29 protein-coding genes are annotated in these 25180 nt (G+C 66.3%); 19 read left to right on the forward strand and 10 right to left on the reverse strand.

The features are described 5' to 3' along the window. The first annotated feature begins 149 nt into the window (after positions 1-149). The 5 genes from ACP696_RS17355 to ACP696_RS17375 all read left to right on the forward strand — a co-directional run bounded on the left by ACP696_RS17355 (position 150) and on the right by ACP696_RS17375 (position 4513). Positions 150-755 carry a YqaA family protein gene (locus ACP696_RS17355; protein ID WP_426013874.1) on the forward strand — a complete coding sequence of 202 codons (606 nt, stop codon included), beginning with the start codon at positions 150-152 and terminating at the stop codon, positions 753-755. After that, positions 752-1357, forward strand: coding sequence for a disulfide bond formation protein B (locus ACP696_RS17360; protein ID WP_426044097.1), 606 nt, complete (start codon positions 752-754; stop codon positions 1355-1357). The genes ACP696_RS17355 and ACP696_RS17360 overlap by 4 nt, the downstream gene beginning before the upstream one ends. Before the next feature lies 1 nt (position 1358). Then, complete coding sequence (locus ACP696_RS17365; RefSeq protein ID WP_426013878.1) at positions 1359-1919, forward strand: demethoxyubiquinone hydroxylase family protein; 561 nt, start codon at positions 1359-1361, stop codon at positions 1917-1919. Positions 1920-2045: 126 nt separating this feature from the next. Beyond that, a complete protein-coding gene (locus ACP696_RS17370; RefSeq protein ID WP_426013879.1) occupies positions 2046-3821 on the forward strand; it encodes a M1 family metallopeptidase in 1776 nt (591 codons plus the stop codon). A 149-nt stretch (positions 3822-3970) separates the two neighbouring features. Further along, positions 3971-4513, forward strand: a complete 543-nt coding sequence (locus tag ACP696_RS17375; protein ID WP_426013881.1) for a VanZ family protein — start codon at positions 3971-3973, stop codon at positions 4511-4513. Here the strand turns inward: ACP696_RS17375 and ACP696_RS17380 are convergent. Both ACP696_RS17380 and ACP696_RS17385 read right to left on the reverse strand, forming a co-directional pair. Next, positions 4510-4635, reverse strand: a complete 126-nt coding sequence (locus ACP696_RS17380; protein WP_426013882.1) for a hypothetical protein — start codon at positions 4633-4635, stop codon at positions 4510-4512. The two genes, ACP696_RS17375 and ACP696_RS17380, sit on opposite strands and share 4 nt — an antisense overlap. A 193-nt stretch (positions 4636-4828) precedes the next feature. Further along, the gene (locus tag ACP696_RS17385) at positions 4829-5392 is read right to left on the reverse strand and encodes an HNH endonuclease (protein ID WP_426014227.1); all 564 of its coding nucleotides are present in this window, start codon (positions 5390-5392) and stop codon (positions 4829-4831) included. Between the two features lie 299 nt (positions 5393-5691). Between ACP696_RS17385 and ACP696_RS17390 the strand changes: the two genes are divergently transcribed. Beyond that, positions 5692-5832 (forward strand): hypothetical protein, encoded by a 141-nt coding sequence (locus ACP696_RS17390; RefSeq protein WP_426013884.1) that lies wholly within the window; start codon positions 5692-5694, stop codon positions 5830-5832. On the opposite strand, the gene greA is transcribed toward ACP696_RS17390, so the two are convergent. Next, positions 5819-6304, reverse strand: coding sequence for a transcription elongation factor GreA (gene greA, locus ACP696_RS17395; protein WP_426013885.1), 486 nt, complete (start codon positions 6302-6304; stop codon positions 5819-5821). The genes ACP696_RS17390 and greA overlap by 14 nt on opposite strands. 503 nt (positions 6305-6807) lie before the next feature. Between greA and ACP696_RS17400 the strand changes: the two genes are divergently transcribed. The 3 genes from ACP696_RS17400 to ACP696_RS17410 all read left to right on the forward strand — a co-directional run bounded on the left by ACP696_RS17400 (position 6808) and on the right by ACP696_RS17410 (position 9780). Further along, entirely contained in the window at positions 6808-7443 is a 636-nt protein-coding gene (locus ACP696_RS17400) for a TetR/AcrR family transcriptional regulator (RefSeq protein ID WP_426013886.1), read from the forward strand. 6 nt (positions 7444-7449) lie between these two features. Continuing rightward, positions 7450-8292 (forward strand): tRNA glutamyl-Q(34) synthetase GluQRS, encoded by an 843-nt coding sequence (gene gluQRS / locus ACP696_RS17405; RefSeq protein ID WP_426013888.1) that lies wholly within the window; start codon positions 7450-7452, stop codon positions 8290-8292. Between the two features lie 63 nt (positions 8293-8355). Beyond that, the gene (locus ACP696_RS17410; RefSeq protein ID WP_426013890.1) at positions 8356-9780 is read left to right on the forward strand and encodes an alpha/beta fold hydrolase; all 1425 of its coding nucleotides are present in this window, start codon (positions 8356-8358) and stop codon (positions 9778-9780) included. 517 nt (positions 9781-10297) lie between these two features. Here the strand turns inward: ACP696_RS17410 and ACP696_RS17415 are convergent. Next, a complete protein-coding gene (locus ACP696_RS17415; RefSeq protein ID WP_426013892.1) occupies positions 10298-11071 on the reverse strand; it encodes a class I SAM-dependent methyltransferase in 774 nt (257 codons plus the stop codon). A 193-nt stretch (positions 11072-11264) separates the two neighbouring features. On the opposite strand from ACP696_RS17415, the gene purB reads away from it, so the two are divergent. Continuing rightward, on the forward strand, positions 11265-12575 hold the full coding sequence (gene purB / locus ACP696_RS17420) for an adenylosuccinate lyase (RefSeq protein WP_426044098.1): 1311 nt from the start codon (positions 11265-11267) through the stop codon (positions 12573-12575). 4 nt (positions 12576-12579) lie between these two features. Beyond that, on the forward strand, positions 12580-13080 hold the full coding sequence (locus ACP696_RS17425) for a DNA-deoxyinosine glycosylase (RefSeq protein ID WP_426044099.1): 501 nt from the start codon (positions 12580-12582) through the stop codon (positions 13078-13080). 6 nt (positions 13081-13086) lie between these two features. On the opposite strand, the gene ACP696_RS17430 is transcribed toward ACP696_RS17425, so the two are convergent. Next, on the reverse strand, positions 13087-13473 hold the full coding sequence (locus tag ACP696_RS17430) for a type II toxin-antitoxin system VapC family toxin (protein WP_426013898.1): 387 nt from the start codon (positions 13471-13473) through the stop codon (positions 13087-13089). Further along, positions 13470-13712, reverse strand: coding sequence for a type II toxin-antitoxin system Phd/YefM family antitoxin (locus tag ACP696_RS17435; protein WP_426032270.1), 243 nt, complete (start codon positions 13710-13712; stop codon positions 13470-13472). The genes ACP696_RS17430 and ACP696_RS17435 overlap by 4 nt, the downstream gene beginning before the upstream one ends. A 146-nt stretch (positions 13713-13858) precedes the next feature. Between ACP696_RS17435 and ACP696_RS17440 the strand changes: the two genes are divergently transcribed. Then, positions 13859-15859 (forward strand): M13 family metallopeptidase, encoded by a 2001-nt coding sequence (locus tag ACP696_RS17440; protein WP_426044100.1) that lies wholly within the window; start codon positions 13859-13861, stop codon positions 15857-15859. A 64-nt stretch (positions 15860-15923) separates the two neighbouring features. On the opposite strand, the gene ACP696_RS17445 is transcribed toward ACP696_RS17440, so the two are convergent. Further along, entirely contained in the window at positions 15924-16241 is a 318-nt protein-coding gene (locus tag ACP696_RS17445) for a DUF1476 domain-containing protein (protein WP_426013904.1), read from the reverse strand. Between the two features lie 268 nt (positions 16242-16509). On the opposite strand from ACP696_RS17445, the gene purC reads away from it, so the two are divergent. From purC to ACP696_RS17475, 6 genes are all read left to right on the forward strand, one after another. Then, positions 16510-17268, forward strand: coding sequence for a phosphoribosylaminoimidazolesuccinocarboxamide synthase (gene purC / locus ACP696_RS17450; RefSeq protein ID WP_426013906.1), 759 nt, complete (start codon positions 16510-16512; stop codon positions 17266-17268). Positions 17269-17453: 185 nt separating this feature from the next. Continuing rightward, positions 17454-17693, forward strand: coding sequence for a phosphoribosylformylglycinamidine synthase subunit PurS (gene purS / locus ACP696_RS17455; protein WP_426013908.1), 240 nt, complete (start codon positions 17454-17456; stop codon positions 17691-17693). Positions 17694-17722: 29 nt separating this feature from the next. Then, complete coding sequence (locus ACP696_RS17460) at positions 17723-18031, forward strand: hypothetical protein (RefSeq protein ID WP_426013910.1); 309 nt, start codon at positions 17723-17725, stop codon at positions 18029-18031. A gap of 62 nt (positions 18032-18093) precedes the next feature. After that, complete coding sequence (locus ACP696_RS17465; protein ID WP_426013911.1) at positions 18094-18579, forward strand: DUF3291 domain-containing protein; 486 nt, start codon at positions 18094-18096, stop codon at positions 18577-18579. A gap of 202 nt (positions 18580-18781) precedes the next feature. Further along, positions 18782-19444 (forward strand): phosphoribosylformylglycinamidine synthase subunit PurQ, encoded by a 663-nt coding sequence (purQ, locus tag ACP696_RS17470; protein ID WP_426013913.1) that lies wholly within the window; start codon positions 18782-18784, stop codon positions 19442-19444. Between the two features lie 215 nt (positions 19445-19659). Beyond that, positions 19660-21609, forward strand: a complete 1950-nt coding sequence (locus ACP696_RS17475) for a CocE/NonD family hydrolase (RefSeq protein WP_426044101.1) — start codon at positions 19660-19662, stop codon at positions 21607-21609. 31 nt (positions 21610-21640) lie between these two features. Here the strand turns inward: ACP696_RS17475 and ACP696_RS17480 are convergent, their stop codons facing one another. The 3 genes from ACP696_RS17480 to ACP696_RS17490 are packed head-to-tail and all read right to left on the reverse strand — an operon-like array spanning position 21641 to position 22892. Beyond that, positions 21641-22237, reverse strand: a complete 597-nt coding sequence (locus ACP696_RS17480; protein WP_426044102.1) for a peptidylprolyl isomerase — start codon at positions 22235-22237, stop codon at positions 21641-21643. Beyond that, on the reverse strand, positions 22234-22629 hold the full coding sequence (locus ACP696_RS17485; RefSeq protein WP_426032258.1) for a type II toxin-antitoxin system VapC family toxin: 396 nt from the start codon (positions 22627-22629) through the stop codon (positions 22234-22236). Before ACP696_RS17485 ends, ACP696_RS17480 begins: the two co-directional genes overlap by 4 nt. Continuing rightward, entirely contained in the window at positions 22626-22892 is a 267-nt protein-coding gene (locus tag ACP696_RS17490) for a type II toxin-antitoxin system VapB family antitoxin (RefSeq protein WP_426013919.1), read from the reverse strand. Before ACP696_RS17490 ends, ACP696_RS17485 begins: the two co-directional genes overlap by 4 nt. Positions 22893-22959: 67 nt before the next feature. Here ACP696_RS17490 and purL point away from each other — a divergent pair, with 67 nt between their 5' ends. After that, positions 22960-25173, forward strand: coding sequence for a phosphoribosylformylglycinamidine synthase subunit PurL (gene purL / locus ACP696_RS17495; RefSeq protein ID WP_426044103.1), 2214 nt, complete (start codon positions 22960-22962; stop codon positions 25171-25173). Positions 25174-25180: the final 7 nt, after the last annotated feature.

A 25180-nucleotide genomic window follows, 5' to 3' on the forward strand; every position in this document is an offset into this window, starting at 1 on the left:
TCGAACAATGTGGACGGCAAAAGCCATCGAACGCGCGTGATAGCCATCCAGGCCGGCAATTCCAATAGGATTGCACGCGATCGCGTGAACCGCCGCGACAAGTCCGTGGCCCCCTGCTAGCTACGGCGCGTCCTTATTTCGGAGCTTCCATGCTGCGTCGTCTCTATGACTGGGTCATGGGCCTGGCCGCCTCGCGCCACGCCCCGCTTGGCCTTTTCGCCGTCTCGTTCGCCGAAAGCTCGTTCTTTCCCATCCCGCCCGACGTGATGCTGGCCCCGATGGTGCTGACCCGACCCGACCGCGCCTGGCGCTACGCGGCGATCTGCACCCTGGGCTCGGTGCTGGGCGGGTGCCTGGGCTATGCGATCGGATTCTTCCTCAAGCCGGTCGGCGTCTGGATGATGACCGTCACCGGCCACGCTGGCGGGATGGACGAATTCAAGTGCTGGTACGACCAATACGGCGTCTGGGTGATCCTGGCCAAGGGCCTGACACCCATTCCCTACAAGCTGGTGACCATTGCGTCAGGCTTGGCCGCCTTCAGCTTCCCGATGTTCATCATCGCCTCGACGATTACCCGCTCGGCCCGCTTCTTCCTGGTCGCCTGGGTGGTCAAGAAATTCGGCCCGGCCATGATGCCGGTCATCGAAAAACGCTTGGCCCTGTTCGCCGGCATTCTCGTCGCCCTCCTTGTCATCGGCCTCGCGGCCAGCCACTTCTTGGGGGGAAGCAGCGGCGGAGCCTGCGCGGCATGACGATCGACAGCCTCGAGAACGGCGAACCAAAGGCCAGCGAAATCCGCGCGACGGGGCCGGCGGGCGAAGCGCTGGCGGCGGCGCCCGTGATGCGAGGCCCGCTGGACCTGGCCGTCGCGCACTGGCCGTTGCTGGCCTTGGCCGCCTGCGCCTTCATGCTCGGCGTCGCCCATGCCTTCGAGACCTTCGGCAAGCTGGCCCCGTGCCTGATGTGCCTGAAGCAACGCGAGGTCTATTGGGTGACCGGGACCGTGGCGGCGGTCGCCGTCGTGCTGTCGCGCACGGCCTGGGCGGACAAGGTGCGCCGACCGTTGATCCTGTTGCTGGGCGTCGGCTTTCTCTATGGCGCCGGCCTGGCGGCCTATCACGCCGGGGCGGAATGGAAGTGGTGGCCTGGTCCCGCAGCCTGCGCCGCTGGCGGCGCGGCCTCGACCGACGACCTGATCGCCATGCTGAAGGGAGCCAAGGTCGCCGCCCCGTCCTGCGAAAAGGCTGTCTGGGTCTTTCTGGGCCTGTCGATGGCGGGCTGGAACGCCTTGATCTCGCTGGGCCTGGCCGTCGCCTCGGTCTTCGCCGCCCTTCGCAAACCCAAGGCCGTTTGAGATGAGCCAGCCTGTGCCACCCCGCCCCGGTCTCGGCGCCCAGAAGGCGCGCCTGGCCGAGATCCTGCGGGTCGATCAGGCGGGCGAGCTGGCGGCGGTGCACATCTATCGCGGCCAGCAGACGGTGATGCGCAACGCCCCCGGGCGCGAGCGGATCGCGGGCCAGCTGAAGGACATGGAGGGCCACGAGCAGGTCCATCTCAGCCGCTTTGACCAACTGCTGGGCGAACACGGCGTGCGCCCCACCCTGATGTCGCCGGTCTGGCGCGCCGCCGCCTTCGCCCTGGGCGCGGGCACGGCTCTGCTGGGTGAGAAAGCCGCCCACGCCTGCACCGAGGCGGTTGAGACGGTGATCGAACAGCACTATGCCGGGCAGATCGCCGAGCTTGAGGTCCGCGACCCCGCCCTGGCCGCCGAACTCAGCCAGTTCCGCGACGACGAACTGGCCCACAAGGAGATTGCCATCGCGGAAGGCGCCCTGGAGGCGCCGGCCTATCCACTGCTGTCGGCGGTGATCCGCGCCGGCTGCCGGGCGGCGATCAAGATTAGCGAGAAGATCTGACCGGCGTTCGCTGGAACTTCGGCAGAACTCCCCCCGAAACTTCGCCCTTGGCGCGCGGCGCGACCGCGCTTACCCATGTCGCTGAAATTATGCGGCCCGTGATTGTCGGGTTGAGGGGAGTTGCGGGTGAACATCCATCTTCGTCGGACCGCCGCCCTGTGCGCGGCATCCCTGCTAACCTTGGCCACGTCCGCTCAAGTCGCTCGCGCCCAGGCCGCAGCGCCGGCCAAGCCGGCCGAGACCACCGCCCTGACCCTGGGCACCGGTGGCCAGATGCCGGCCGAAGAGGCGGCGCTGGCCATCGAGCACGTTGATCTGAAGGTCAAGGTTTTTCCCGACCGCAAGGCGATCGAGGGGGACGCCACCCTGACCCTGCGGGCCAAGACCGACCTGGCCCGCATCGTGCTGGACCTGGACCGCGACCTGCCGATCAGCAGCCTGACCGTCGATGGCAAGGCTCTCCCCGCCTCGGCCTGGACCAATCCCGAGGGTCGCCTGACCATCACGCCGCCGCGCCCGCTGGCCGCAGGCGCCAAAACCGTGGTCCGCATCCGCTATGGCGGCGTGCCGCACGTGGCCGAAAAGGCGCCATGGGACGGTGGCTTCGTCTGGAAGACCGCCCCGACCGGCGAGCCCTGGATCGCCACGGCCGTGCAAGGCGACGGCTGTGACCTCTTCTGGCCGTGCATCGACTTCCCGACGGGCGAGCCGGAGCTGGTCGATTTCTACGTGACCGTTCCGGCTCCGCTGTCGGCTCCGGCCGGCGGCGTGCTGATCGACGTCGTGGAGAAGGACGGCTGGCGCACCTTCCACTGGCGCCAAAAGCATCCCGACACCTACGCCATCGCCCTGAACATCGGCCCGTACGAGAAGATCTCCGACACCTACAAGAGCCGGTTCGGCGACAGCTTCCCGATCGAATACTGGCACCTGAAGAGCGACGACCCGGCCAAGGTGAAGGCTCTGTTCGCCGAGTTCCCCCAGACCCTGGACTTCTTCGAGCAGATGATCGGCCCATACCCGTTCCGCTCGGAAAAGCTGGGCGTGGTCGAGACCCCGCACCTGGGCATGGAACACCAGACCATGAACGCCTATGGCAACGAGTACAAAAAGGACGTCTACGGCTACGACTGGCTGTTCCAGCACGAGTTCTCGCACGAGTGGTTCGGCAACCAGGTGACCAATGTCGACTGGGACGACATGTGGATCCACGAGGGCCTGGGCAGCTATATGCAGCCGCTCTATTCGCAGTGGTTGCACGGCGACATGGAATATATGGCGCGCCTGAACGCCCAGCGCGCCACCACCGTGAACAGGTTCCCCGTCGTCGCCGGCCGCGTCATGAGCGAGGACGACGTCTACAAGCCCGCAGGCGGCCCGGCCGGCGACATCTATTCCAAGGGCTCCAACATCATGCACACGCTACGCGCCACGATCGGCGATGAAGCGTTCTTCAGGTCGGTGCGCACCCTGGTCTATGGCCGGCCCGATCCGAAACCGGGCAACTTCCAGCCGCGCTACGCCACCACCAAGGATTTCATCCGCATCGTCAACGCTGCGACGGGCAAGGACTATCAGTGGTTCTTCGACGCCTACTTCTATCAGGCCAAGCTGCCGGAATTGCTGCAGACCCGCGACGGCGACGGCCTGGTGCTGAGCTGGAAGACTCCCTCGGGCAAGCCCTTCCCGATGCCCGTCGAGGTCAAGGTCGGCGACAAGCTCGTCACCTTGCCCATGGCCGACGGCGCGGGGCGGATCAAGGTCGGCGACACCGTGCCGGTGATCGTCGATCCAGCTTCCAAGATCCTGCGTCGCCAGCCCTATCTGGAAGAGTACCAGGCCTGGAAGAAGGTCACGGACGACGCGGCGAAAGCGGCCGCTGAAGCCGCCAAGAAAACTTAGAGCCCAACCTTGCCTCCGTCGTCGCAACCCGCCCGGCATGACGGAGGCCATGCGGACGCGATCGGTCATCTTTGGTTGACCCTGTTCCTTCACGGCTTGTAGTCCAAGTCCCAGTAAGGCTTTGCGCTCAAACCTGAGCTCGGAAAGCCATGCTGACGCCCAACCATGTCGTGACCACCGCCCGCGCCGTCCTGGTGGCCGGAGCCGTATCCGCAGCCATTCTGATGCTGGGTCCCTATCAGGGCCTGGAGCACGTGTTCGGCCTCAGCGACAAGGTCGCCCACGCCCTCGCCTTCGGCGCCCTGCTGGCCGTTTCGTTCATCGCCTTTCCGCGCATGCGCCGCCGCGACCTGGCGATCGCCGCAGTGATGCTGGGCGCGAGCGTCGAGGTGGCCCAACTGTTCACCCCCGGCCGCAGCGCCTCGTTCGGCGACCTGGCGGCCGACACGATCGGCGTCTGCGTGATCCACTTCGCCAGCCAGATCGAAGGCCTGCGCGCCTTGGCCCGTCAGCGCGGCGGCGCCAGCTTCAGCGACATCCTGGCCCAGGACCGCCGACGCGGCGCCCGACGCCTGGCGCCGGTCGCCAAGGCGGTGTTCTCACCCTCCACGCTCGCGTCGGACGTCGAACGCCCGGTCCGGTTCGCCAACCGGGCGTCGCAGCACTTTCCCTTGAGTCGTCGGTCGGCCTAGAGACCGAAAACCACCGACCACAGGGCGATATTGGCGATCGCCGTGGCGACCATGGCCCATCGCAGACGACGCCTGGCGCACAGTTGCCGGCCATGGGCGTCAAGCGTCGGATTGCTCAGCATCTAGAGCATTTTTCGAGCGAAGTGGTTCCGGTTCGCGTGGAGAAGAATGCGTCAAAACAAAAGATTAGAGCTCACGGCCTGACGCAGTCAGGTCGGGAAATGCTCTAGCCCTCTTCGCCAAGCCCCCGTCTCTGGGTCAGCTTGGCGGTGAGTCGATGCAAGTTGAGCCAAGGTGCTTTCCTGGGTGGCGAGATCACGCCTCCAGCTCGATGTCCCAATAGAGGTAGTCCAGCCAGCTGGCGTGCAGGTGGCCCGGCGGAAACCGGCGGCCGCGATCCTGCAGCTCGTGCATGCTGGGCCGGCGCGCCGTGTGGAACGGGTGCATGCCAGCCTCACGCGGTGTCCGGCCACCCTTGCCAAGATTACAGGGCGCACAGGCGGTGACGATATTCTCCCACGTCGTGCGTCCACCGCGGGAACGCGGGATGACGTGGTCGAACGTCAGGTCGTCCAGCGCCCCGCAGTACTGGCAAGAAAACCCGTCGCGCAAAAACAGGTTGAAGCGCGTGAAGGCTGGCGGACGGTCCTGCGGCACATACTGCTTCAGCGACACCACGCTGGGCAGCTTCATCTCGAACGAGGGCGAACGGACCACGTGGTCGTAGGTCGAGACCACTTCGACACGTTCGAGAAACACCGCCTTGATCACCTCCTGCCAGGGCCAGAGGGACAGCGGATAATAGCTCAAGGGCCGATAGTCGGCATTGAGCACAAGCGCCGGCATGCCGGACGGAGGACGGGACAGCACCTGCATCAGGGCCTCCCACTGGAGCCCGGAGGGCCCCAGCGAAATTGGAAGCCCGGAGGGCTCCAACGAAATTGGAAGCCCGGAGGGCTTCTGCGCAATGCGGGACCGGACAGGTCCCCATGAAGCGGATACGCGATCGGACTGAAGACGGGCCTCCTTCCCACGCATTCTCAGGAATCGCCATTCATTCCCGAACGCTCGGAAAGGATGGTCCAACTCCGCGACAGAACCAAGACATCCTTGCGCTAAGCCCCCGAACGATCGCGGTTATGGTCGCCTGCGGTCATCCACTCGTCCGGGAACTCGCCATGTCCTCGCCCGCCCTGCCCATGATCGCCCTGACCTGGCCCCTGGCGGCCAATCAGCCCTCGCGCCTGTTGCCCGGTGGGATCGACACTCCCGCCACCGCAGTGCGACCGGCCTTCAGGCGCTCGGCTAGCCTGCGGTGATCTCGACGATCTCGACCTCGCCGCCGGCGACCATGGCGGTGTCGCCCGCCGCCTTGCCCAGCATGGCCCGCGCCACCGGCGACACGTAGGACACCGAACCCTGGGCAGGATCAGCCTCGTCCTCGCCCACGATGCGGAAGGTCTGACGCCGACCGTCTTGGCGATCGAAGGTGACGGCCCCGCCAAACTGCAACACGTCCAGGGTAGGATCGAGTTCACGAAGTTGGGCGCTGGCTCGGCGGGCCGAATAGTAGCGCAGGTCGCGGGTGGCGCGAGCCATGGCGGTGCGATCCTGGGCGACGTCGCCCGCGGCCTGGGCGGCGCTATAGGCGGCGCGAGCGGCGGCAAGGCCCTCTTCCAGTTGCACCAGCCCTCGCGGCGTCACCAAATTGGGATGGGACGAGATCGGACGGTCCAACAGGTCGGCGGCGAAAGCTTCGCTGTCACCTTCCTTGGTGAAGGCCACGCTCATTGGCGCGCCGTCTGGGCTGGTGGTGAAACGGTCATGACTAGGAAATCCGGCCCGCGACGGGACGTTCCGCGACAGGAGCCTTGACCTAGTCGGCCCGTACGCCCTGATCAAGACATGCCAAAGCCGCCGGCGGGCAAACGCGGGCGGCTTTAAATTACTGCGGAGGCGGCGTCGTGTCGGCGGGACAGCGGGGGGATCCGCAAATCCCGTCGGTCACAAACGCTACCAGTTCAGAGGGCCACGCCGATCAAGGCGGCGGCGATGCCGACAGCCGCGGCCAGGAAGAAGCCGACAGCCATGCGGTCGAGCACGGTTTCGAAGGCGAAGAAAGTCTTGGTCATCACACACGTCCTTAGTGAGTTGGTTTGAGGCGGGTTCGGCTTGGGAGAACCGACCTGGTCCGATCTGGACAGTGCTTAGATAGCATCGATCTAAACGGCGTCAAGATAATCTTTGCAGCGTTTAGATGGATTTTAGGAACGGATGGAGTAACAGTGTCTGGGATGACAAAGTCCGCCTCCAAATCCTTGGCGCCAGAAGCCCGGCCCTATCACCATGGCGACCTCAGCCGCGCCTTGGTCGAAGCCGCCCAACGCATTCTTGAGAAGGACGGCCCGGCCGCGCTTTCGCTCCGGGCCGTGGCGCGCGAAGCCGGGGTCAGCCCTGCCGCGCCCTATCATCATTTCAAGGACAAGGGCGAGCTGCTGGAGGCCGTCGCGCATGAGGGCTGGACAGCGCTTGACGCGGCCCTGACCGCCGCCCGCCAGAAGGCCGCCGACGCCAACGAGCGAATGACCGGCCTGGGCGTGGCCTATGTCTGCTTCGCGCGCGACAACCCGGCGATCTATCGGGTGATGTACGACTGCTCGCGCGACAAGGATTCGCTGCCCGATCAGCTGAAGGACGACGGCGCCTATTGCCAGGTGCGCAACACGATCGACGAGCGCAGCGGCGGCACGGTCTCGGAGATCGACCTGGAACTGGCGACCATCGCCGCCTGGTGCGCTGGGCACGGTTTGGCCGAGATGATCGGCTTCAAGCAGTTCGATCCGTTGAAGGAGGCCCTTGGCGGCGAAGAGGCCTTTCTGCGCGCGGTGTTCGAACATCTGGGCATGTTCGCCAGGCTCGACCAAGGCTAACGCGGCTTGGCCTTCGCCACGCGTTTCGCGCCTTCCCCGACCGGCCTGCTGCATCGCGGCCATGCCTTCTCGGCCCTGACCGCCTTCGAGGCGGCGCGGGCCGAGGGCGGGCGGTTCGTGCTGCGGATCGAGGATATCGACGCCACGCGGAGCCGGCCGGACTATGACGCGGCGATCCTGGAGGACCTGGCCTGGCTGGGCTTGGCCTGGGAAGTCCCGGTGCGCCGACAGTCCGAGCACCTGGCCGGCTATCGCGCCACCATCGAGACCTTGCGCGCCAAGGGCCTGGTCTACCGCTGTTTCCGGACCCGCAAGGAGCTGGACATTGGCCGGGCGCCGCACGAGCCGGGGACGCCGTTCTCTGGCGCGCGCCTCCCGTCCGCCGAGGAAGCCGCGCGGTTGTCGCGAGGCGAAGCCTTTGCCTGGCGGCTGTCGCTGGACGCGGCCCGCTCGGCTTTGGGCGGGTTCGACGGCTTGAGCTTCGTCGAACACGGCGCGGGCCCCCACGGCGAGACCGGCCTGATCGCCGCCCGCCCCGAGTTGGCCGGCGACATCATCCTGGCCCGCAAGGACGTCGGGGTCGCCTATCACCTGGCCGTGGTGCTGGACGACGCCCTGCAGGGGATCACCCAGGTGATCCGCGGCCAGGACCTGTTCGAGGCCGCCCACATCCAGCGCCTGCTTCAGGCCCTGCTGGACCTGCCGACCCCGTCCTATCGCCACCACCCCCTGCTGACTGGCCCCGACGGCAAGCGCTACGCCAAGCGCGACAAGGCTCAGACCCTGCGCGACCTGCGGGCGGCAGGGGTGACGCCGGCCCAGCTGCGGGCGGAGATGGGGTTGGACTGAACCCGTGCTTGCGGCCATGGCGGCCCCGTGCTGCTGTCGCCCCGTTTTGAAAGCGAGGGTGACATGCGTCTGATCCTGGGAGCAGCCCTGGCTGCGAGTGCGTTGACCATGGCCAGCGGCGCCCACGCCGCCGCGCCGAAGTTCACGCCAGGCCCGTGCGCCGGCGACTACAGCGGCGTCGCCAACACGATCCAATGCGGTGTCCTGACCGTCGACGAGACGCGCGGCGGACCCGGCGTGCGCCGCGTCGCCCTGCCGGTGACCATCGTCAAGGCCAGCGTCCCGAGGCCCGGCGCCGTGCCGGTGATCTTCCTGCATGGCGGCCCCGGCGGCGGCGTGGTCGAGACCCTGGGCCGCACGCTGCGCAGCCCGGTCGCCAAGGAACTGGTCGGGGTCGATCAGGACTGGATCTTCTTCGACCAGCGCGGCGGCGGCCGCGCCTCGCCGGCCCTGGACTGCGGCGAGGTGGCGCTCAACGACGCCGGCCCGCTGAACGACGCGGCGCAGCAGCAGCTGGTCGCCTGCGCCCAGCGCTTCACCGCCTCGGGCGTCGACCTGAGCCAGTACAACGCCGAGGAAGTGGTCAAGGACATCCAGGACCTGCGCACAGTCCTGGGCCTGAAACAGGTTGACCTGATGGGTGTGTCCTACGGCACCCGCATCGCCTTGGCCGTGGTCAAGCACGCGCCGCAAGGGGTGCGGGCCGTGGTGCTCGACTCGCCTTGGACGCCGGAGGCCAAGTGGGCGCAGGGCGGGCCGGAGATGGTGTCGGACGCCGTGAAGGAAATCTTCAAGCGCTGCGCCGCCGACGCCGCCTGCCACGCCAAATACCCGCACCCAGCCGCCGATCTCGACGCCTTGGCCGGCCGCCTCCTGGCCGGTCCCCAGACGATCAACGGCCAGGTCTATAGCGCCGACGACCTGGGCGGCTTCCTGATGGACGCGGCCTATAGCGGCCCCGACGCCCGCGCCCTGCCCGCGACGGTCACCGAGTTCGCGGCCGGCGACATGGCCCGGCTGGACGAGCAGATGGCCGGCCGCAGCGGCTATGCCGAGGCCCAGCACCTGACCCATCTGTGCAAGGAGGAATTCCCCTTCGAAAGCGAGGCGGCGATGCGCCAGGGCGCCCAGCGCGACCCGGTCGCGCGGCTGCTGGAGGCCTCGATGGGGCGCTATTTCAGCGTCTGCAAGGCCTATCCCGTCGGCGCGCCCGACCCGGTCGAGGCCAAGCCGGTCAGCAGCGCCCTGCCGACCTTCTTCCTGGCCGCCGAGATCGACCCCGGCTGCCCGCCCGACGTGGCCAAGGCGGCGGTCGGCCGGTTCAGCCAGGGCCAGCTGTCGATCATCCCCAACACCACCCACGGCGTGTTCCGCAGCAGCGCCTGCGCCCGCAAGATGATCCGGGCCTTCCTGGCGGATCCCACCGCGCCGGTGGATCAGAGCTGTCTGCATCCCGAGCATGACCGGTTCGTGTTCGACCTGGACTAGAAGTCCTCCCCCCGTGGGGGAGGTGGTCGCGCAGCGTCCGGTGGGCGCCCTGTTGAGGCTTAGCCGGATTCGGCCCGGGTCGTTTCCGACGACGCCGACGGCGGGCGGGGCCTGCAACGCCAGGCTCCCCGGACACGCTGAAGTAACCCCCCCCTCCAGCCCAATTCCGCTCGATCGTCCCCCGCCGCCGCATCGGTCGCTGGCCATGCGCCCTTTCCGGTGCGGCGAGGTGAGATCAGGATACGGGAGGTTTAGCTGCGCCAGCGGTTGTGACGCTGACTATTTTTAGGGCTCTGATATTGCTGTGGTTGTGGTTCGGGATCATGGGGATGGAGCCGCCTCGATCCCCCTTGAGCGCCCCCCTTTTCGAACCCTCTCCCATGGGTAGAGGGTTCAAGAATGCCAGAACCCAAGCCCCATCCCGCCGCAACGGCGAGGCCGCGCCTTAAAGCCTTGATGGCGAGCTTGCGCCGAAAGCAGACGCTCTAGTGGGCCGAGAAGGGTGGCTAGCGGACGTTCACCCGACTTCGTGATCTGTCCTGCGAGCGAACACTGTAGCGGGCTGGAACGACCCGAATGAAACGGCACTCAGGAACCGGTCCCTGCCCGGCGAAAGCACGACCAGCCGCACATCTTCCACAGCCATCCCTTTCATCGCCGAAACATATTCGTGGCGGTTGACGATGTCGGTCAGCAGGATCGTGCCGGAAGGCCGGGTGACCCGAACCATTTCCTTCAATGCCGACAGCCGGTCCCCGGCATCCTCAAGATTGTGGAGGACCCAACTCGACGAGACGACATCGAAAGAACCGTCCGCGAACGGCAAGTGACGAGCATCGGCAGTTTCGACCTCAACCCGGTCAGACACCCCCGCAATACGAGCATTGTTGATCGGTGCGCCCGAGACGTTGGCTGACTGGTCGTTTGCAGACCAAATATCCACGCCAATCGCTCGGCCAGTGGTCAGTCGTCTGGCTGCCCCGATCAGCATCAGACCCCGACCGCAACCCACGTCCAGAACCTGTTCGCTGCCCCTCCATTCATGAAGATCGAGAATGGCCTCGGCATCACGAACCTTGTCGACAAGACTTCCCCGGATCATCAGCGCAAACATAAAGAGGGCGTAGATCGCGGGAATCAGAACGATGCTGCCGATCCAAACTCCCAGAGCCGGGGGCGCAAAGACGAAGGTGCCTACGCTGGCCGAAGCCAGCGCCATGCCCGCCAGCAAGAACGCGCGGACGAGACCCGGGGCATCAATCCCGAAGTGAGGTTTCTTCGAACTGTCCATTCGCTACTTCCGATCACGACAAGCCGCCGCCATAGCGCTTGCCGACGATGTCTTGATTGACCGCGTGGATGTCCGCAACGGGTCGGAAGCCGACATCATGCCCCGCGCGAACAACAGACCACAGACGGCGCGGGGGCCTCTCCCCCCACCCCACCCTTGACTCTCTCCCCCGCCGCGCCGAAACCCCGGCCTTATGATCAGCCGTTATTCCCGCCCCGAAGCCGTCGCCATCTGGTCCAGCCAGACCAAGTACAAGATCTGGTTCGAGATCGAGGCTCACGCCGCCGACGCCATGGCCGAACTGGGGGTCATCCCCAAGCGCGCCGCCGAGACGATCTGGGAGAAGGGCCGCGATGCGGTCTGGGATAGCGACCGGATCGACGAGATCGAGCGCGTCACCAAGCATGACGTCATCGCCTTCCTGACCCATGTGTCGGAGATCGTCGGCCCAGAGGCGCGGTTCCTGCACCAGGGCATGACCAGCTCCGACGTGCTGGACACCTGTTTCGCCGTCCAGTTGTCCAAGGCCACCGACCTGCTGATCGAGGACGTCGACCTGCTGCTGGTCGCGCTGAAGCGCCGGGCGCTGGAACACAGGATGACGGTGTGCGTGGGCCGCAGCCATGGCATCCATGCCGAGCCGATCACCTTTGGCCTGAAGCTGGCCGGCTATTATGCCGAGTTCCAGCGGGCTAAGGAAAGACTTGCGATGGCGAAGTTCGAGATCGCCACCTGCGCGATCTCCGGCGCCGTGGGCACCTTCGCCAATGTCGATCCGCGGGTCGAGCAGTACGTGGCCGACAAGCTGGGCCTGGTGGTCGAGCCGGTCTCGACCCAGGTGATCCCGCGCGACCGTCATGCGGCCTATTTCTGCGCCCTGGGCGTGGTCGCCTCGTCGGTCGAGCGGCTGGCCACCGAGATCCGCCACCTGCAGCGCACCGAGGTGCTGGAGGCCGAGGAGCCGTTCGAGATCGGGCAAAAGGGCTCGTCCGCGATGCCGCACAAGCGCAACCCGATCCTGACCGAGAACCTGACCGGCCTGGCCCGGCTGGTCCGCTCGGCCGTGACCCCGGCCCTGGAGAACGTCGCCCTCTGGCACGAGCGCGACATCAGCCACTCGTCGGTCGAGCGGGGCATTGGGCCCGACGCCACCATCCACCTCGACTTCGCCCTGCGCCGCCTGGCCGGGGTGATCGAGCGCTTCAACATCTATCCCGACAACATGGCGCGGAACCTCGACAAGCTGGGGGGCCTGGTGTTCTCGCAGCGCGTGATGCTGGCCCTGACCCAGAAGGGCGTGTCGCGCGAGGACGCCTATGCCGCCGTGCAAGGCAATTCGATGAAGGTGTGGCGCGGCGAGGGCCGGTTCATCGAGTTCCTGAAGGCCGACGAGGTGGTGTCCCAGGCCTTGTCGGACGCCGAGCTCGAGGAATTGTTCGACTACGGCTACCACACCAAGAATGTCGACGTGATCTTCAAGCGGGTGTTCGGCGAGCAGGCTTAGGTCCTTGTCCCTCCGGGAGGGGCGCAAGGCGGGCTTCCCGGCGGTCGTCGACGCGCACACGCGCGTCCTGATCCTGGGCAGCCTGCCGGGCGACGCCTCGCTGGCGGTCGCGCAATATTACGGCCATCCGGGCAACGCCTTCTGGCGGTTGCTGGAGGGGGTGCTCAAGACACCGCTGGTCGCCCTCTCCTATGAAAGCCGCCTGACCACCCTGCTGTCGCGCGGCGTCGGGCTGTGGGACGTCATCGCCGAGGCGAAGCGCCCCGGCAGCCTCGACGCCGCCATCGTCGACGCCGAGGCCAACGACCTCTTGGCGCTCGTGGGCGCCCTGCCCGCCCTGCGCGGCGTGGCCTTCAATGGCGGCACGGCGGCCAAGCTCGGCGGCAAGCTGCTGGGCGCCCGCCTGCCCACCCTGGCCCTGCCCTCCTCCAGCCCGGCCCACGCGGCGCGGTCTTTCGATGACAAGCTGGCGCTGTGGAACGCGATGAAGGCCTGGTTGGACTGAGCCACGCTACCATAGACGACTGACGCCGAAACCATCGAACACCGACTCGTTGGACACCAGCGTCATGGCCTCTGCGATCGCCTGGGCGATCAGCAAGCGGTCGAACGGATCCTTGTGCGGAATATCCATGGCGCCAGCCCGCTCGGCGTGACCGAGGGTGATCGGCAGGGGCATGAAGCCGCGCTCGGCGACCACGCGCGTGAAGTCGGTGGCGAGCGGCGCCGCCGAGGGCAGCTTGCCGAGGCGGAATTTGGTGGTGATCTCCATGGCCGAGACCGCCGAGACATGGACGGCGTTGCGCTCGTCCTCAATGGCCGCCCGGATCGGCGGCGACAGGTTTTCCGATCCCGCGACGAACCAGATCAAGGCATGGGTGTCGAGCAGGAGGTTCAAGCGTCGTCGCCGTTCCAGAGCGCCAACTCATCGTCGGGCAGCGGCTCGAAAAAGCTGTCGTCGAGCGCGACTTGGCCCTTCATCGAGCCGAATACCCGCTTGGGGCATGGCGGCTTGGCTGGCGTCAGCGTGGCCACCGGCGCCTTGCCGCGGGCGATGACAACCTCGCCGCCGGCCTCGACCTCGGCCAACAGGCGAGAGAGGTTTGTCTTTGCATAGTGAATAGTGACAACGGTCATGGGCGCCTCTCCTAGCTAACTAACTTAGCTAAGGCAGTTGAAAAGGCAATATGACGATATCGCCGAACATTACCGCATTTTAATCAGCGCGCCGTCTCCGACTAGGGCAGCATCCGCCGCCTATAGGGAAAGAGGTTTTTCCGCACATGCGCATGATCCTGCTGGCCGCCGTCTCGGTGCTCGCCATTTCGTCCACCGCCGCGTTCGCGGCCGATCCGGCCAAGCCGATGTACGGCGCCTGGGGCGTCGATCTGACCGGCGGCGACCCGAAGGTGTCGCCGGGGACCGATTTCGACAAATACGCCAACGGCGCCTGGGAGGCCCGCACCGAGATCCCCGCCGACCAGGGCTCGGCCGGGGTCGGCTACGATGTCTACAACCGCTCGCAGGACCAGCTGCGCACCCTGATCGACACCGCCGAGCCCTCGACCCAGATCGGCGCGCTGTTCAGGAGCTTCACCAACGAGGCCAAGGTCGAGGCGGCGGATGACAAGGCGCTGAAGGTCGACCTGGCCAAGGTGACAGCGATCGCCACCAAGGCTCAGTTCGTCCAGACCCTGGGCCGCGCCCATGGCGGCTTCGGCGGCGACATCTTCTCGCTGGACATCGCGCCGGACGCCAAGAACCCCGAGATCAACGTCCTCTATATCGGCCAGTCGGGCCTGGGCCTGCCGGACCGCGACTATTATCTGACCGACACCTTCAAGCCGCAGCTGGCCGCCTATACGGCCTTTGTCACCCGCGCCCTGACCATGGCCGGCCACCCCGCCCCGGCCAAGGCCGCCGCAGATGTCGTGGCCTTCGAGACCGTCATCGCCAAGGTCAGCTGGCAGGTCGCCGACCGCCGCGACATCGACAAGGTCTATAACCCCAGCACCGTCGGCGAGCTGGCCACCTACGCCCCCTTCCCGTGGGCCGCCTATCTGGACGCCTCAGGCCTGCCGGGCCAGACCAAGGTGATCCTGGGCGAGAAGACCGCCGTGCGCGACATCGCCAAGGTCTATGCCGACACCCCGCTTGAGACCCTGAAGGCCTGGCAGACCTTCCACGTCATCATGGAAACCTCGCCCTACCTGTCCAAGCGCTTCGTCGACAGCCGGTTCGAGTACGTCAAGGCCCTGTCCGGCCAGTCGGCCCTGCGGCCTCGCTGGAAGCGCGGCGTTCAGCTTGTGGACGGCAGCCTGGGCGAGGTGGTCGGCCAGACCTATGTCGCCAAGTACTTCCCGCCCTCGTCCAAGGCCCAGATGGTCGACCTGATCGCCAATCTGAAGACCGCCATGGCCGCCCGCATCCAGGCGGCGACCTGGATGAGTCCGGCCACCAAGGCCGAGGCCTTGACCAAGCTGTCGAAGATGAGCGTGATGGTCGGCTATCCCGACAAGTGGCGCGACTATTCGGGCCTGAAGCTCAATGTCGATGACCTGTACGGCAATGTCGCCGCCAGCCGGGCCTTCGAGTGGGCCTATGCGCGCGATGACTTGGGCAAGCCGGTCGACCACGGCAAGTGGGGCATGACCCCGCAGACCGTCAACGCCTACAACGGCGGGCTGGAGAACAAGATCGTGTTCCCGGCCGGCATCCTGCAGGCGCCCTATTTCGATCCGGCCGCCGACCCGGCGGTGAACTATGGCGCGATCGGCGCAGTGATCGGCCACGAGATCAGCCACGGCTTCGATGACCAGGGTCGCAAGATCGACGCCACCGGCAAGCTGCGCGACTGGTGGACCGCCGAGGACGCCAAGCGCTTCGACGCCCAGGCCGATGTGCTGGGCAAGCAGTACGACGCTTATGAGCCTGTGCCTGGCAGCAAGATCAACGGCAAGCTGACCATGGGCGAGAACATCGCCGACCTGGCCGGCCTGCAGGTGGCGCTGGACGCCTACCATACGTCGCTGGGCGGCAAGCCGGCCCCGGTGATCGGCGGACTGACCGGTGACCAGCGCCTGTTCCTGGCCTTCGCCCAGGCCTGGCAGGACAAGACCCGTCCCGATTCGCTGAAGCAGCAGATGGCGTCCGACCCGCACTCGCCGTCTTCGTTCCGGGTGATCGGCCCGACGCGCAATGTCGACGCCTGGTACGACGCGTTCGGCGTCAAGCCGGGCGAGACCTACTACCTCAAGCCCGAGGATCGCTCGCGGGTTTGGTAACGCCTATAAACAAAAGGGCCGCCCCGGTGGGGCGGCCCTTTTCGCATCTGGAAGGCGGCAGGCCCTACGCGCCGGCGATGATCTGACCGCGGGCCACGGCCAGCAGTTCGTCCATCTTGCGACGCACCTCGCCCTCGCCGACATTGACGCCCGAACCCTTGAGATCGCCGGCCACCTTGCGCAGCACATCCTCGTCGCCGGGCTGCTCGAAATCAGACTTCACGACGGCGCGGGCATATTCCTCGACCGTGGCCAGGCCCATCAATTCGGCCGCCCATTCGCCCAGCAGGCGGTTGCGACGGGCGGTCGCCTTGAATTCCTGATCCTGGTCGTGCGCGAACTTGCGTTCGAAACCCTGTTCGCGTTCGTCGAAGGTGGTCATGAAAGCCCCAATAGTCTCTAAGCGCGCTGCATATCCCTTGCCGGGCCAGTGGGCAATCACAAGCAACGCCGCAGCGCCTGCAATCCGGTCACAATCCCGAGGCCACGACTAGGGCCGTTTGCGCCAGGGACCGCGTTCGGCTAGTTTCGAGAGGACATTTTTCGTGAGCGGCCTTGAGTCGAACGCCGCGCGCCGCCATCCGCCGCGCGCGCTTTTCGTTTCTTCGGGCCGGGCGCGCTTCGCATTCAGAAGGGCCTCGACGAGAGCCATGACCACCCGCCGCAAGAAGATCTACGAAGGCAAGGCCAAGATCCTGTACGAGGGTCCCGAGCCCGGCACCCTGATCCAGTACTTCAAGGACGACGCCACGGCGTTCAACGCCCAGAAGAAGGCCGTGCTCGAAGGCAAGGGCGTGATCAACAACCGCATCAGCGAGTACATGATGACTCGCCTGAACGCGATCGGCGTCCAGAACCACTTCATCCGCCGCCTCAGCCTGCGCGAGCAGCTGATCAAGGAAGTCGAGATCATCCCGCTCGAGGTGGTGGTGCGCAACATCGCCGCTGGCTCGATCGCCACGCGCCTGGGCCTGGCCGAGGGCACGCCTCTGCCGCGCTCGATCATCGAGTTCTACTACAAGGACGACAAGCTGGGCGACCCGATGGTCTCCGAGGAGCACATCACCGCGTTCAACTGGGCCGCCACCCAGGAGATCGACGACATGATGGCCATGGCCCTGCGGGTGAACGACTATATGAGCGGCCTGTTCAGCGCCGTGGGCATCACCCTGGTGGACTTCAAGATCGAGTTTGGCCGTATCTATGAAGGCGACTTCAGCCGCGTGATCCTAGCCGACGAGATCAGCCCCGACAGCTGCCGCCTGTGGGACTCGACCACCAATGAGAAGATGGACAAGGACCGCTTCCGCCGCGACCTTGGCAATGTCATCGAAAGCTATACCGAGGTGGCCCGCCGGCTCGGCATCATGAAGGAAATGCCCACCGTCATCCAAGGCGGCGTGGCTTAGCCTAAGAACACCTTCTCCCAGAGGGAGAAGGAGGGGCCCGCGACGAAGTCGTGGGAGGATGAGGGGTTACGCCCTTCCCGTCGTGCCGGCACGCCGTCTGACGCCTTCACCCCTCACCCTCCCATGCTGCGCGCATGGGTCCCTCCCTCTCCCCTCCGGGAGAGAGTGAAAAGGTCAGGAAAGACATGAAAGCCAAGGTCCAAGTGTTCCTCAAGCCCGGCGTCCTCGACGTCCAAGGCAAGGCCGTCGAAGCCGCGCTGCACGGCCTGGGCTGGGCCGATGTGTCGGGCGTACGGGTCGGCCGCACCATCGAGTTCGACGTCACCGAGACCGACCCGGCCAAGGCCGAGGCCGAGGTCAAGGCCATGTGCGACAAGCTGCTGGCCAATACCGTGATCGAGAGTTACGCGATCAACTTCGGCTAGGTCGCGCTTAGCGGCAAGACGCCGAACCCTTGTCGACCAATGTGCTGGGCGCGCGCAACTGGCTGAAGTTCGGCGCGCCCTGCACGCCCCAGCCCGGGGCTGTGCTGGTGTTCTGGCGAGTCTCGCCGGGCGGCTTCCTGGGCCATGTCGCATTCTATGTCGGCGAGGACGCCACCAGTTTCTTCGTCTTGGGCGGCAACCAGTCCGACAGCGTCAGCGTCGCACGTCTAGCCAAGGACCGGCTGCTGGGCGCCCGCTGGCCCGCGACGGTGCCGATGGGCGCGGCCGAGGCGCGCATGGTGACCAGCGAGACGGCATTTTCAGTCGACGAACACTGATACCCTAGCGAAGCTAGACCATCGCCCCCATCCTCTTGCCACAGGCTGATGGGAGCGACAGCATGAGCGCGGACTGGCAACTGGCGGAGGTCAATATCGCCCGCCTTCGGGCGCCGATCGACGACCCGACGATCAAGGACTTTGTCGACAGCCTCGACCGGGTGAACGCCTTGGCCGAGGCCTCGCCCGGCTTTGTCTGGCGATTGAAGGGCGAGGGCAACAGCGCCGTCGATCTGCAGCCCTACGAAGACCCGATGATCGCCATCAACATGTCGGTCTGGATCGACATCCAGTCGCTAGGCGCCTTTGTCTATCGCGGCGACCATTTGCAGATCATGCGCCGCCGCGCGGAATGGTTCGAGCGCATGGACGTCTTCATGGTGCTGTGGTGGGCGCCGGCCGGTCACCATCCGACCATCGATGAGGCCAAGTCGCGCCTGGCGCTGCTGGAACAGCACGGCCCGACGGCCGACGCCTTCACGTTCAAGATCCCGTTCCCCTCGCCCGACGCGGCGCCGGTGGAGCCGGTGCTGGACAAGTGCGCGTAGCAGGCGTTCGCAGCCGCCCGGACGCCCCCTCCGTCACGATGCGTATTCGCATCGCACCACCTCCCCCGCCGCGCGGGTTAGGAAAGCTGACCTTCTCCTCCCTCGTGAAACGGGGGAGATGGCGGGCGTAGCCCGACGGAGGGGGCGTCGGCCACCGAACGGGCGCTGACAACCCACGCGAACGATGCTACAGGCCCGCGCCATGAAAGCCGCCGTCGTTGTCTTCCCCGGTTCCAATTGCGATCGTGACTGCAAGGTCGCCATCGAGCGCTCCGCCGGCGCCCGCGTCGAGATGGTCTGGCACCAGGAGACGGCCCTGCCGGACGACCTGGACCTGATCGTCCTGCCCGGCGGCTTCTCATACGGTGACTATCTGCGCTGCGGAGCCATGGCGGCCCAGAGCCCGGTCATGAAGGAAGTGGTCAAGGCCGCCAGCAACGGCGTCGCCGTGGTCGGGATCTGCAACGGCTTCCAGGTGCTGTGCGAGGCGGGCCTGCTGCCCGGCGCCTTTCTGCGCAACGAGAAGCTGAAATATATCTGCAAGCCGGTCGAGCTCGATATCGTTAACGGCCAGACCCGCTTCACCGCCGAATATGGTGAGCAGCGCGAGGCGGTGATGACGGTCGGCAACGGCGAGGGCAACTTCTTCGCCGACGAGGATACCCTGGACCGCCTCGAGGGCGAGGGCCAGGTGGTGTTCCGCTACAAGGACAATCCCAACGGCTCGGCCCGCGCCATCGCTGGCATCGTCAACGCCGGCGGCAATGTGCTGGGCCTGATGCCCCATCCCGACCGGTCGTTCGACCCCGACCTCGGCTCGGCCGACGGCGCCCTTCTCTTCCGCAGCGTGTTCGCCAGCGCCTGATCTGAATCTTCTCCTGCCCCACATAGCGGGGGAGGTGGCGCGGCGCCGATAGGCGGCGTGACGGAGGGGGCCTTGCGGCTTATCCGGTCCCAAAAAGCTCGGCGCTGGAACGCCCCCTCCGTCACGATGCGTAGTCGCATCGCGCCTCCTTCCTGGTTTCACGGGGGAAGAGAGCGTGCGATCCTCTCCGCAAGGTTGGCTGCTGGGGGATTCACATGAAAACGATTCTGTTACTCGCGACCGCGAGCCTGCTGCTGGCCGGAGCCAGCTTCGCGCAGACCGTGGCTCCAGGCAGCCTGCCCAGCGAGACCCCCGACGTCTTCAAGCTCGCCACGGATCGTCTCGACTACGAGCGGCGCGACGTGATGATCCCGATGCGCGACGGGGTGAAGCTGCACACCGTCATCCTCGTGCCCAAGGGCGTCAAGCGCGCGCCGATCCTGCTGACCCGCACCCCCTATGACGCCACGGCGATGACCTCGATCAACGCCACCACCCACCTGGCCGACGCTATCGACGGTTACGACCACCCGGTCGATGTGGTGATCGAGGGCGGCTACATCCGCGTCGTCCAGGACGTTCGTGGCAAGCACGGCTCGGAAGGCGACTATGTGATGAACCGGCCACTGAAGGGGCCGCAAAACCCGACGCAGGTCGACCACGCCACCGACACCTGGGACACCATCGACTGGCTGGTCAAGAACATCCCCGAGACCAATGGCAAGGTTGGAATCCTGGGCATCTCCTACGACGGCTTCACCACCCTGGAAGCATTGTTCAATCCGCACCCGGCCCTGAAGGTCGCCGTGCCGATGAACCCGATGGTCGATGGCTGGATGGGCGACGACTGGTTTCACAACGGCGCCTTCCGCCAACAGAACATGCCCTATATCTACGAGCAGGTCGGCAGCCGGAAGAACGAGGAGAAGTGGGCCTCGGGCGTGCATGACGACTACGACCTCTTCATGCGGGCCGGCTCGGCCGGGGCGCTGGGGTCGCAGATGGGGCTGGAACAGACCGGCTTCTGGCGCAAGATTCTGGCCCACCCGGACTATGACGCCTTCTGGAGCGACCAGGCGGTCGACAAGCTGCTGGGCAAGGAGCCGCTGAAGGTGCCGGTGATGGTGGTCGCTGGCCTCTGGGACCAGGAGGACATCTACGGAGCGGCCGCTGTCTACAAGGCGATCGAGCCCAAGGACACCGCCAATGACAAGGTGTTCCTGGTGCTGGGGCCCTGGAACCATGGCCAGCAGATCCACGACGCCGCCAGTCTGGGCGCGATCAAGTTTGGCGCCGACACCGCCCTGGAGTTCCGTCAGGACGTGCTGGGCCCGTTCCTGGCCCACTATCTGAAGGACGACGCCCCGGCCATGGACGTCGCGCCCGTCACCGCCTACGAGACCGGGACCAACCGCTGGCGCAAGCTGGAAGCCTGGCCCTCGGGCTGCGCCAAGGGTTGCGCGATCACCCCCACCCCGCTCTATCTCCACGCGGGCTTCAAGGCCGACTTCGTCGCGCCCCAGGCCCGAGAGGCCGCCGGCGAGGCGACCAGCGACGCCTATGTTTCCGACCCGGCCAAGCCAGTGCCCTATCGTGCTCGCCCCAGCCAGCCGACCGGCTATGTCCCGCCCCTGACCTGGACGCAATGGCTAGTCGATGACCAGCGCGAGGCCTCGGGCCGCACTGACGTGCTGACCTACACAACCAATGTGCTGACCGCGCCGCTGAAGATCAGTGGCGAGCCGATCGTCAACCTCACCGCGGCGACCAGCGGGACCGACGGCGATTGGGTGGTCAAGCTGATCGACGTCTATCCCGACGAGGTCCCCGGCGATCCAACGATGGGCGGCTATCAACTGCCTGTGGCGATGGACATCCTTCGGGGCCGCTATCGAGAGGGCTTCGCCCAGGCCAAGCCGATCAAGGCCAATGCGCCGCTGGGCTACCGCTTCGCCCTGCCCAACGCCAACCACGTGTTCCTGCCCGGCCATCGGATCATGGTCCAGGTGCAGTCCAGCTGGTTCCCGCTCTACGACCGCAACCCGCAGACCTTCGTACCCAACATCTTCCTGGCCAAGCCGGCCGATTACCAGAAGGCGACGGAGACGGTGTTCCACGCGCCGGGCAAGGCCAGCTTCGTGGAACTGCCGGTGGTGGGGAAGTAGGGCTCAGATCCTCCCCCACAGGGGGACAGGCTCAACGCCGGCTCAAGCTCTTGATCTTCACTGGTTGATCGAGGATCTGGCCCTTCATGTAGGGATCGTCGGCCTTGGTCACGGTCGGCGCGTCATGGATCTTGCGAACCACATCCATGCCCTCGACCACCTTGCCGAAGGCCGCGAACCCCTGGCCGTCCTTGTTGCGGGCGCCGCCGAAATCCAGGGCCGGATTGTCGCCCAGGCAGATGAAGAATTCCGAGCCCGCCGTGCCCGGCGCGCCTCGCGCCATCGAGATCACCCCGTCGGTGTGCAGAATCCCCGTGACCTTGGTGGTCTCGTGGGCGATGGCCGGCAGCGGGCTGTCGTCGCGGTTCAGCCCGCCCTGGATGACCCTGATGGTGGCGGGGTTGTTGTCGTTCTTCGGCGAGACCGTTCGGTAGAAGGCGCCGCCGTCCAGCAGATGCTGGTCGGCATAGGCCAGGAAATTGGCCACGGTGATCGGCGCCTTGGCCGGATACAGTTCGATGACGATCGGCCCCAGATCGGTGACCATTTGCACCCGGACGGGGGCAGCGCCGGCGGCCGTCAGCGGCAGGGCCGCGGTGAGCGCGAGCAAATGGCGGCGGGAGATCATGGAGCGGCTCGCTTCACGTCGGTATGGATGAAGTCATTTCCCTTGAACAACAGGGGCTCGTCCAGGGACTTGGCGAGGGCGTAGGTAAAACTGTCGCCGTAGTTCAGGTCGGCGTCGTGCCGGCCCTTGCCGTAAGTTCGCCGCGCCTCGGCTGCGGCATAGGCCTGCTCCGCCGTCACGGCGACGATCTCGATCCGCAGCTGAGCCAGGTCGCGATTCAACAGCGCGATGCCCGTCGAAACGCTGGTTCGCCGCATATAGACCTCGGCCGCCTCGACATAGGACGCCGCCGACATCCGGCGACGCTTGGCGCGGAGAAGCAACACATAGAAGGTGTCGCGCTCCGGTTCGCGCAGGGCGATGGCCAACAGGGCTGAGGTGTCGACGATCATCCGATCGGTTGACCGTTCTCGTCGTAAAGCTCAGCCTCGATCTCACGCCAGTCGCGAGGGTCGAGAATGGGGCGCGCGTCGAGTTCAGCGAAGAATGCCAGCTTGGCGGCCTCCTCGGCGGCCGACAGGGCATAGGGCGTTGAAAGCCGCGCCACCTTCTCCACCAACGCCTGATGGATCGCTTCGGTCAAACTTTCCCCTGTGATAACGGCGACCTGGCGAGCAAGGTCTTCGGTCTCCACCCTCTTGATGCTAATGCCCATTCTAGAACCGCCCTTGATGTTTCTAGAATATGGCGGAATCCGCCGGTCCACGCTAGAAGGCCCGCCCATGAGCACCTCGCCCGCCTTCCAGAAGTCCATGGCCGACACGGCCCGCGAATTTGGCCTCAACGCGGAGGAGTACGCCGTCGTCCTCGACCGCCTGGGTCGCGAGCCCAACTTGGTCGAGCTGGGGGTGTTCTCGGTGATGTGGTCCGAGCACTGCTCCTACAAGTCGTCGAAGAACCAGCTGAAGAAGTTCCCGATCACCGGCCCGCGGGTGATCTGCGGGCCCGGCGAAAACGCCGGCGTCATCGACATTGGCGACGGCGACGCCATCATCTTCAAGATGGAGAGCCACAACCACCCCTCCTACATCGAGCCTTATCAGGGCGCGGCGACAGGCGTGGGCGGCATCATGCGCGACGTCTTCACGATGGGAGCGCGGCCGATCGCCTTGCTCAACGCCCTGCGGTTCGGTGATCCCAGTCACCCGAAGACCAAGCGCTTGGTCGAAGGTGTTGTCGCCGGCATCGCCGGCTACGGCAATTGCGTCGGCGTGCCCACGGTCGCCGGCGAGACCAATTTCCACGCGGGCTATAACGGCAACATCCTGGTCAACGCGATGTGCGTGGGCCTGGCCGACGCCGACAAGATCTTCTATTCGGCGGCGCCGGGCGCGGGCCTCTCAGTGGTCTATTTCGGCTCCAAGACCGGCCGCGACGGTATCCACGGCGCGACCATGTCGTCGGCCGAGTTCTCGGAGGACTCCGAGGAGAAGCGCCCCACCGTCCAGGTCGGCGACCCCTTCGCCGAGAAGCTGCTGATCGAGGCCACTCTGGAGCTGATGGCCACGGGCGCCGTCGCCGCCATCCAGGACATGGGCGCGGCGGGCCTGACCTCCTCCTCGGTCGAGATGGCCGGCAAGGGCGGGGTCGGCATCGAGCTGAACATGGACATGGTCCCGCAACGCGAGACCGGCATGAGCGCCTATGAGATGATGCTGTCGGAAAGCCAGGAGCGCATGCTGGCGGTGCTCAAGCCCGGCCGCGAGCACGAAGGCCACGCCATCTTCGAGAAATGGGGCCTGGACGCCGCCGTCATCGGTGTCACCACCGACACCGGCCGCCTGGTGCTGAAGCACCACGGCGAGACGGTCTGCGACGTGCCCCTGGCCCCGCTGTTCGACGACGCCCCGCTCTATGACCGACCCTGGGTGCAACCGGCCCTACATCCGCGCCTCGACCCCGGCCAGATCCCCGCCCCCGCCGACTGGACCGCCGCTGTGCTGAAAGTGGTCGGCAGCCCCGACATGGCCTCCAAGCGCTGGCTGTGGGAACAGTATGACCGCCACGTGATGGCCGACACCCTGGAAGACAGCGCCACCGGCTGCGACGCTGGCATCGTGCGCATTCACGGCAAGGGCAAGGCCATCGCCGTGACCAGCGACGTCACCCCGCGCTATGTCCAGAACGACCCCTATGAGGGCGGCAAGCAGGCCGTGGCCGAGGCCTGGCGCAACCTGACGGCCGCCGGCGCGACGCCGATCGCCATCACCGACAACCTCAACTTCGGCAGCCCCGAAAAGCCCGAAACCATGGGCCAGATCGTCCGCGCCACCGACGGCATGGCCGAGGCCTGCCGGGCGCTGGATTTCCCTGTCGTGAGCGGCAATGTCAGCCTCTACAACGAGACCAACGGCGTCGCCATTCCGCCGACCCCAACGGTCGGCGGCGTCGGCCTGCTCGATGACTACGATCTGCGCATGGGCTTCGGCAACGTGGCCGAGGGCGACACGCTGGTGCTCATTGGCGAGACCCACGGTGAACTGGGCGCCTCGATCTATCTGCGCGAAATCCTCGGCCGCGAGGATGGCGCCCCGCCGCCCGTCGACCTGGCTCTGGAGCGCAAGAACGGCGACTTCGTCCGAGGCCTGATCCCCACCGGCCTGGTAGCGGGTCTGCACGACCTGTCGGACGGCGGCCTGTTGATCGCCGCCGCCGACGTGGCCCTGGCCAGCAAGGTCGGGATCACGCTCAACGCCGCCAGCCACGCCCACGCCCATCCCTACCTGTTCGGCGAGGACCAGGCCCGCTATCTGGTCGCCACGCCCGATCCGGACGGCCTGCTGCTGGCGGCCAAGGAAGCGGGCGTCCACGCCAACCTGGCCGGCGTGGCCGGCGGCGACGCCTTCGCTTCGAGCGACCTTTTCAGCATTCCCATTGAGACCCTGCGCGCGGCCCACGAGGCCTGGATGCCGGGCTTCATGAACGCCCCCGCCTAAGGAAAAC

It is taken from the genome of Caulobacter sp. DWR3-1-2 (assembly GCF_049896225.1).
Lineage (GTDB): Bacteria > Pseudomonadota > Alphaproteobacteria > Caulobacterales > Caulobacteraceae > Caulobacter.

Bases quoted from the DNA above. Each gene is read 5' to 3' on its own strand.
- ACP696_RS17355 (WP_426013874.1), top strand. From the start codon at position 150: ATGCTGCGTCGTCTCTATGACTGGGTCATGGGCCTGGCCGCCTCGCGC.
- ACP696_RS17360 (WP_426044097.1), top strand. From the start codon at position 752: ATGACGATCGACAGCCTCGAGAACGGCGAACCAAAGGCCAGCGAAATC.
- ACP696_RS17365 (WP_426013878.1), top strand. From the start codon at position 1,359: ATGAGCCAGCCTGTGCCACCCCGCCCCGGTCTCGGCGCCCAGAAGGCG.
- ACP696_RS17375 (WP_426013881.1), top strand. From the start codon at position 3,971: ATGCTGACGCCCAACCATGTCGTGACCACCGCCCGCGCCGTCCTGGTG.
- ACP696_RS17380 (WP_426013882.1), bottom strand. From the start codon at position 4,635: ATGCTGAGCAATCCGACGCTTGACGCCCATGGCCGGCAACTGTGCGCC.
- ACP696_RS17390 (WP_426013884.1), top strand. From the start codon at position 5,692: ATGTCCTCGCCCGCCCTGCCCATGATCGCCCTGACCTGGCCCCTGGCG.
- greA (WP_426013885.1), bottom strand. From the start codon at position 6,304: ATGAGCGTGGCCTTCACCAAGGAAGGTGACAGCGAAGCTTTCGCCGCC.
- ACP696_RS17400 (WP_426013886.1), top strand. From the start codon at position 6,808: ATGACAAAGTCCGCCTCCAAATCCTTGGCGCCAGAAGCCCGGCCCTAT.
- ACP696_RS17410 (WP_426013890.1), top strand. From the start codon at position 8,356: ATGCGTCTGATCCTGGGAGCAGCCCTGGCTGCGAGTGCGTTGACCATG.
- ACP696_RS17415 (WP_426013892.1), bottom strand. From the start codon at position 11,071: ATGGACAGTTCGAAGAAACCTCACTTCGGGATTGATGCCCCGGGTCTC.
- purB (WP_426044098.1), top strand. From the start codon at position 11,265: ATGATCAGCCGTTATTCCCGCCCCGAAGCCGTCGCCATCTGGTCCAGC.
- ACP696_RS17435 (WP_426032270.1), bottom strand. From the start codon at position 13,712: ATGACCGTTGTCACTATTCACTATGCAAAGACAAACCTCTCTCGCCTG.
- ACP696_RS17440 (WP_426044100.1), top strand. From the start codon at position 13,859: ATGCGCATGATCCTGCTGGCCGCCGTCTCGGTGCTCGCCATTTCGTCC.
- ACP696_RS17445 (WP_426013904.1), bottom strand. From the start codon at position 16,241: ATGACCACCTTCGACGAACGCGAACAGGGTTTCGAACGCAAGTTCGCG.
- purC (WP_426013906.1), top strand. From the start codon at position 16,510: ATGACCACCCGCCGCAAGAAGATCTACGAAGGCAAGGCCAAGATCCTG.
- purS (WP_426013908.1), top strand. From the start codon at position 17,454: ATGAAAGCCAAGGTCCAAGTGTTCCTCAAGCCCGGCGTCCTCGACGTC.
- ACP696_RS17465 (WP_426013911.1), top strand. From the start codon at position 18,094: ATGAGCGCGGACTGGCAACTGGCGGAGGTCAATATCGCCCGCCTTCGG.
- purQ (WP_426013913.1), top strand. From the start codon at position 18,782: ATGAAAGCCGCCGTCGTTGTCTTCCCCGGTTCCAATTGCGATCGTGAC.
- ACP696_RS17475 (WP_426044101.1), top strand. From the start codon at position 19,660: ATGAAAACGATTCTGTTACTCGCGACCGCGAGCCTGCTGCTGGCCGGA.
- ACP696_RS17480 (WP_426044102.1), bottom strand. From the start codon at position 22,237: ATGATCTCCCGCCGCCATTTGCTCGCGCTCACCGCGGCCCTGCCGCTG.
- ACP696_RS17485 (WP_426032258.1), bottom strand. From the start codon at position 22,629: ATGATCGTCGACACCTCAGCCCTGTTGGCCATCGCCCTGCGCGAACCG.
- ACP696_RS17490 (WP_426013919.1), bottom strand. From the start codon at position 22,892: ATGGGCATTAGCATCAAGAGGGTGGAGACCGAAGACCTTGCTCGCCAG.
- purL (WP_426044103.1), top strand. From the start codon at position 22,960: ATGAGCACCTCGCCCGCCTTCCAGAAGTCCATGGCCGACACGGCCCGC.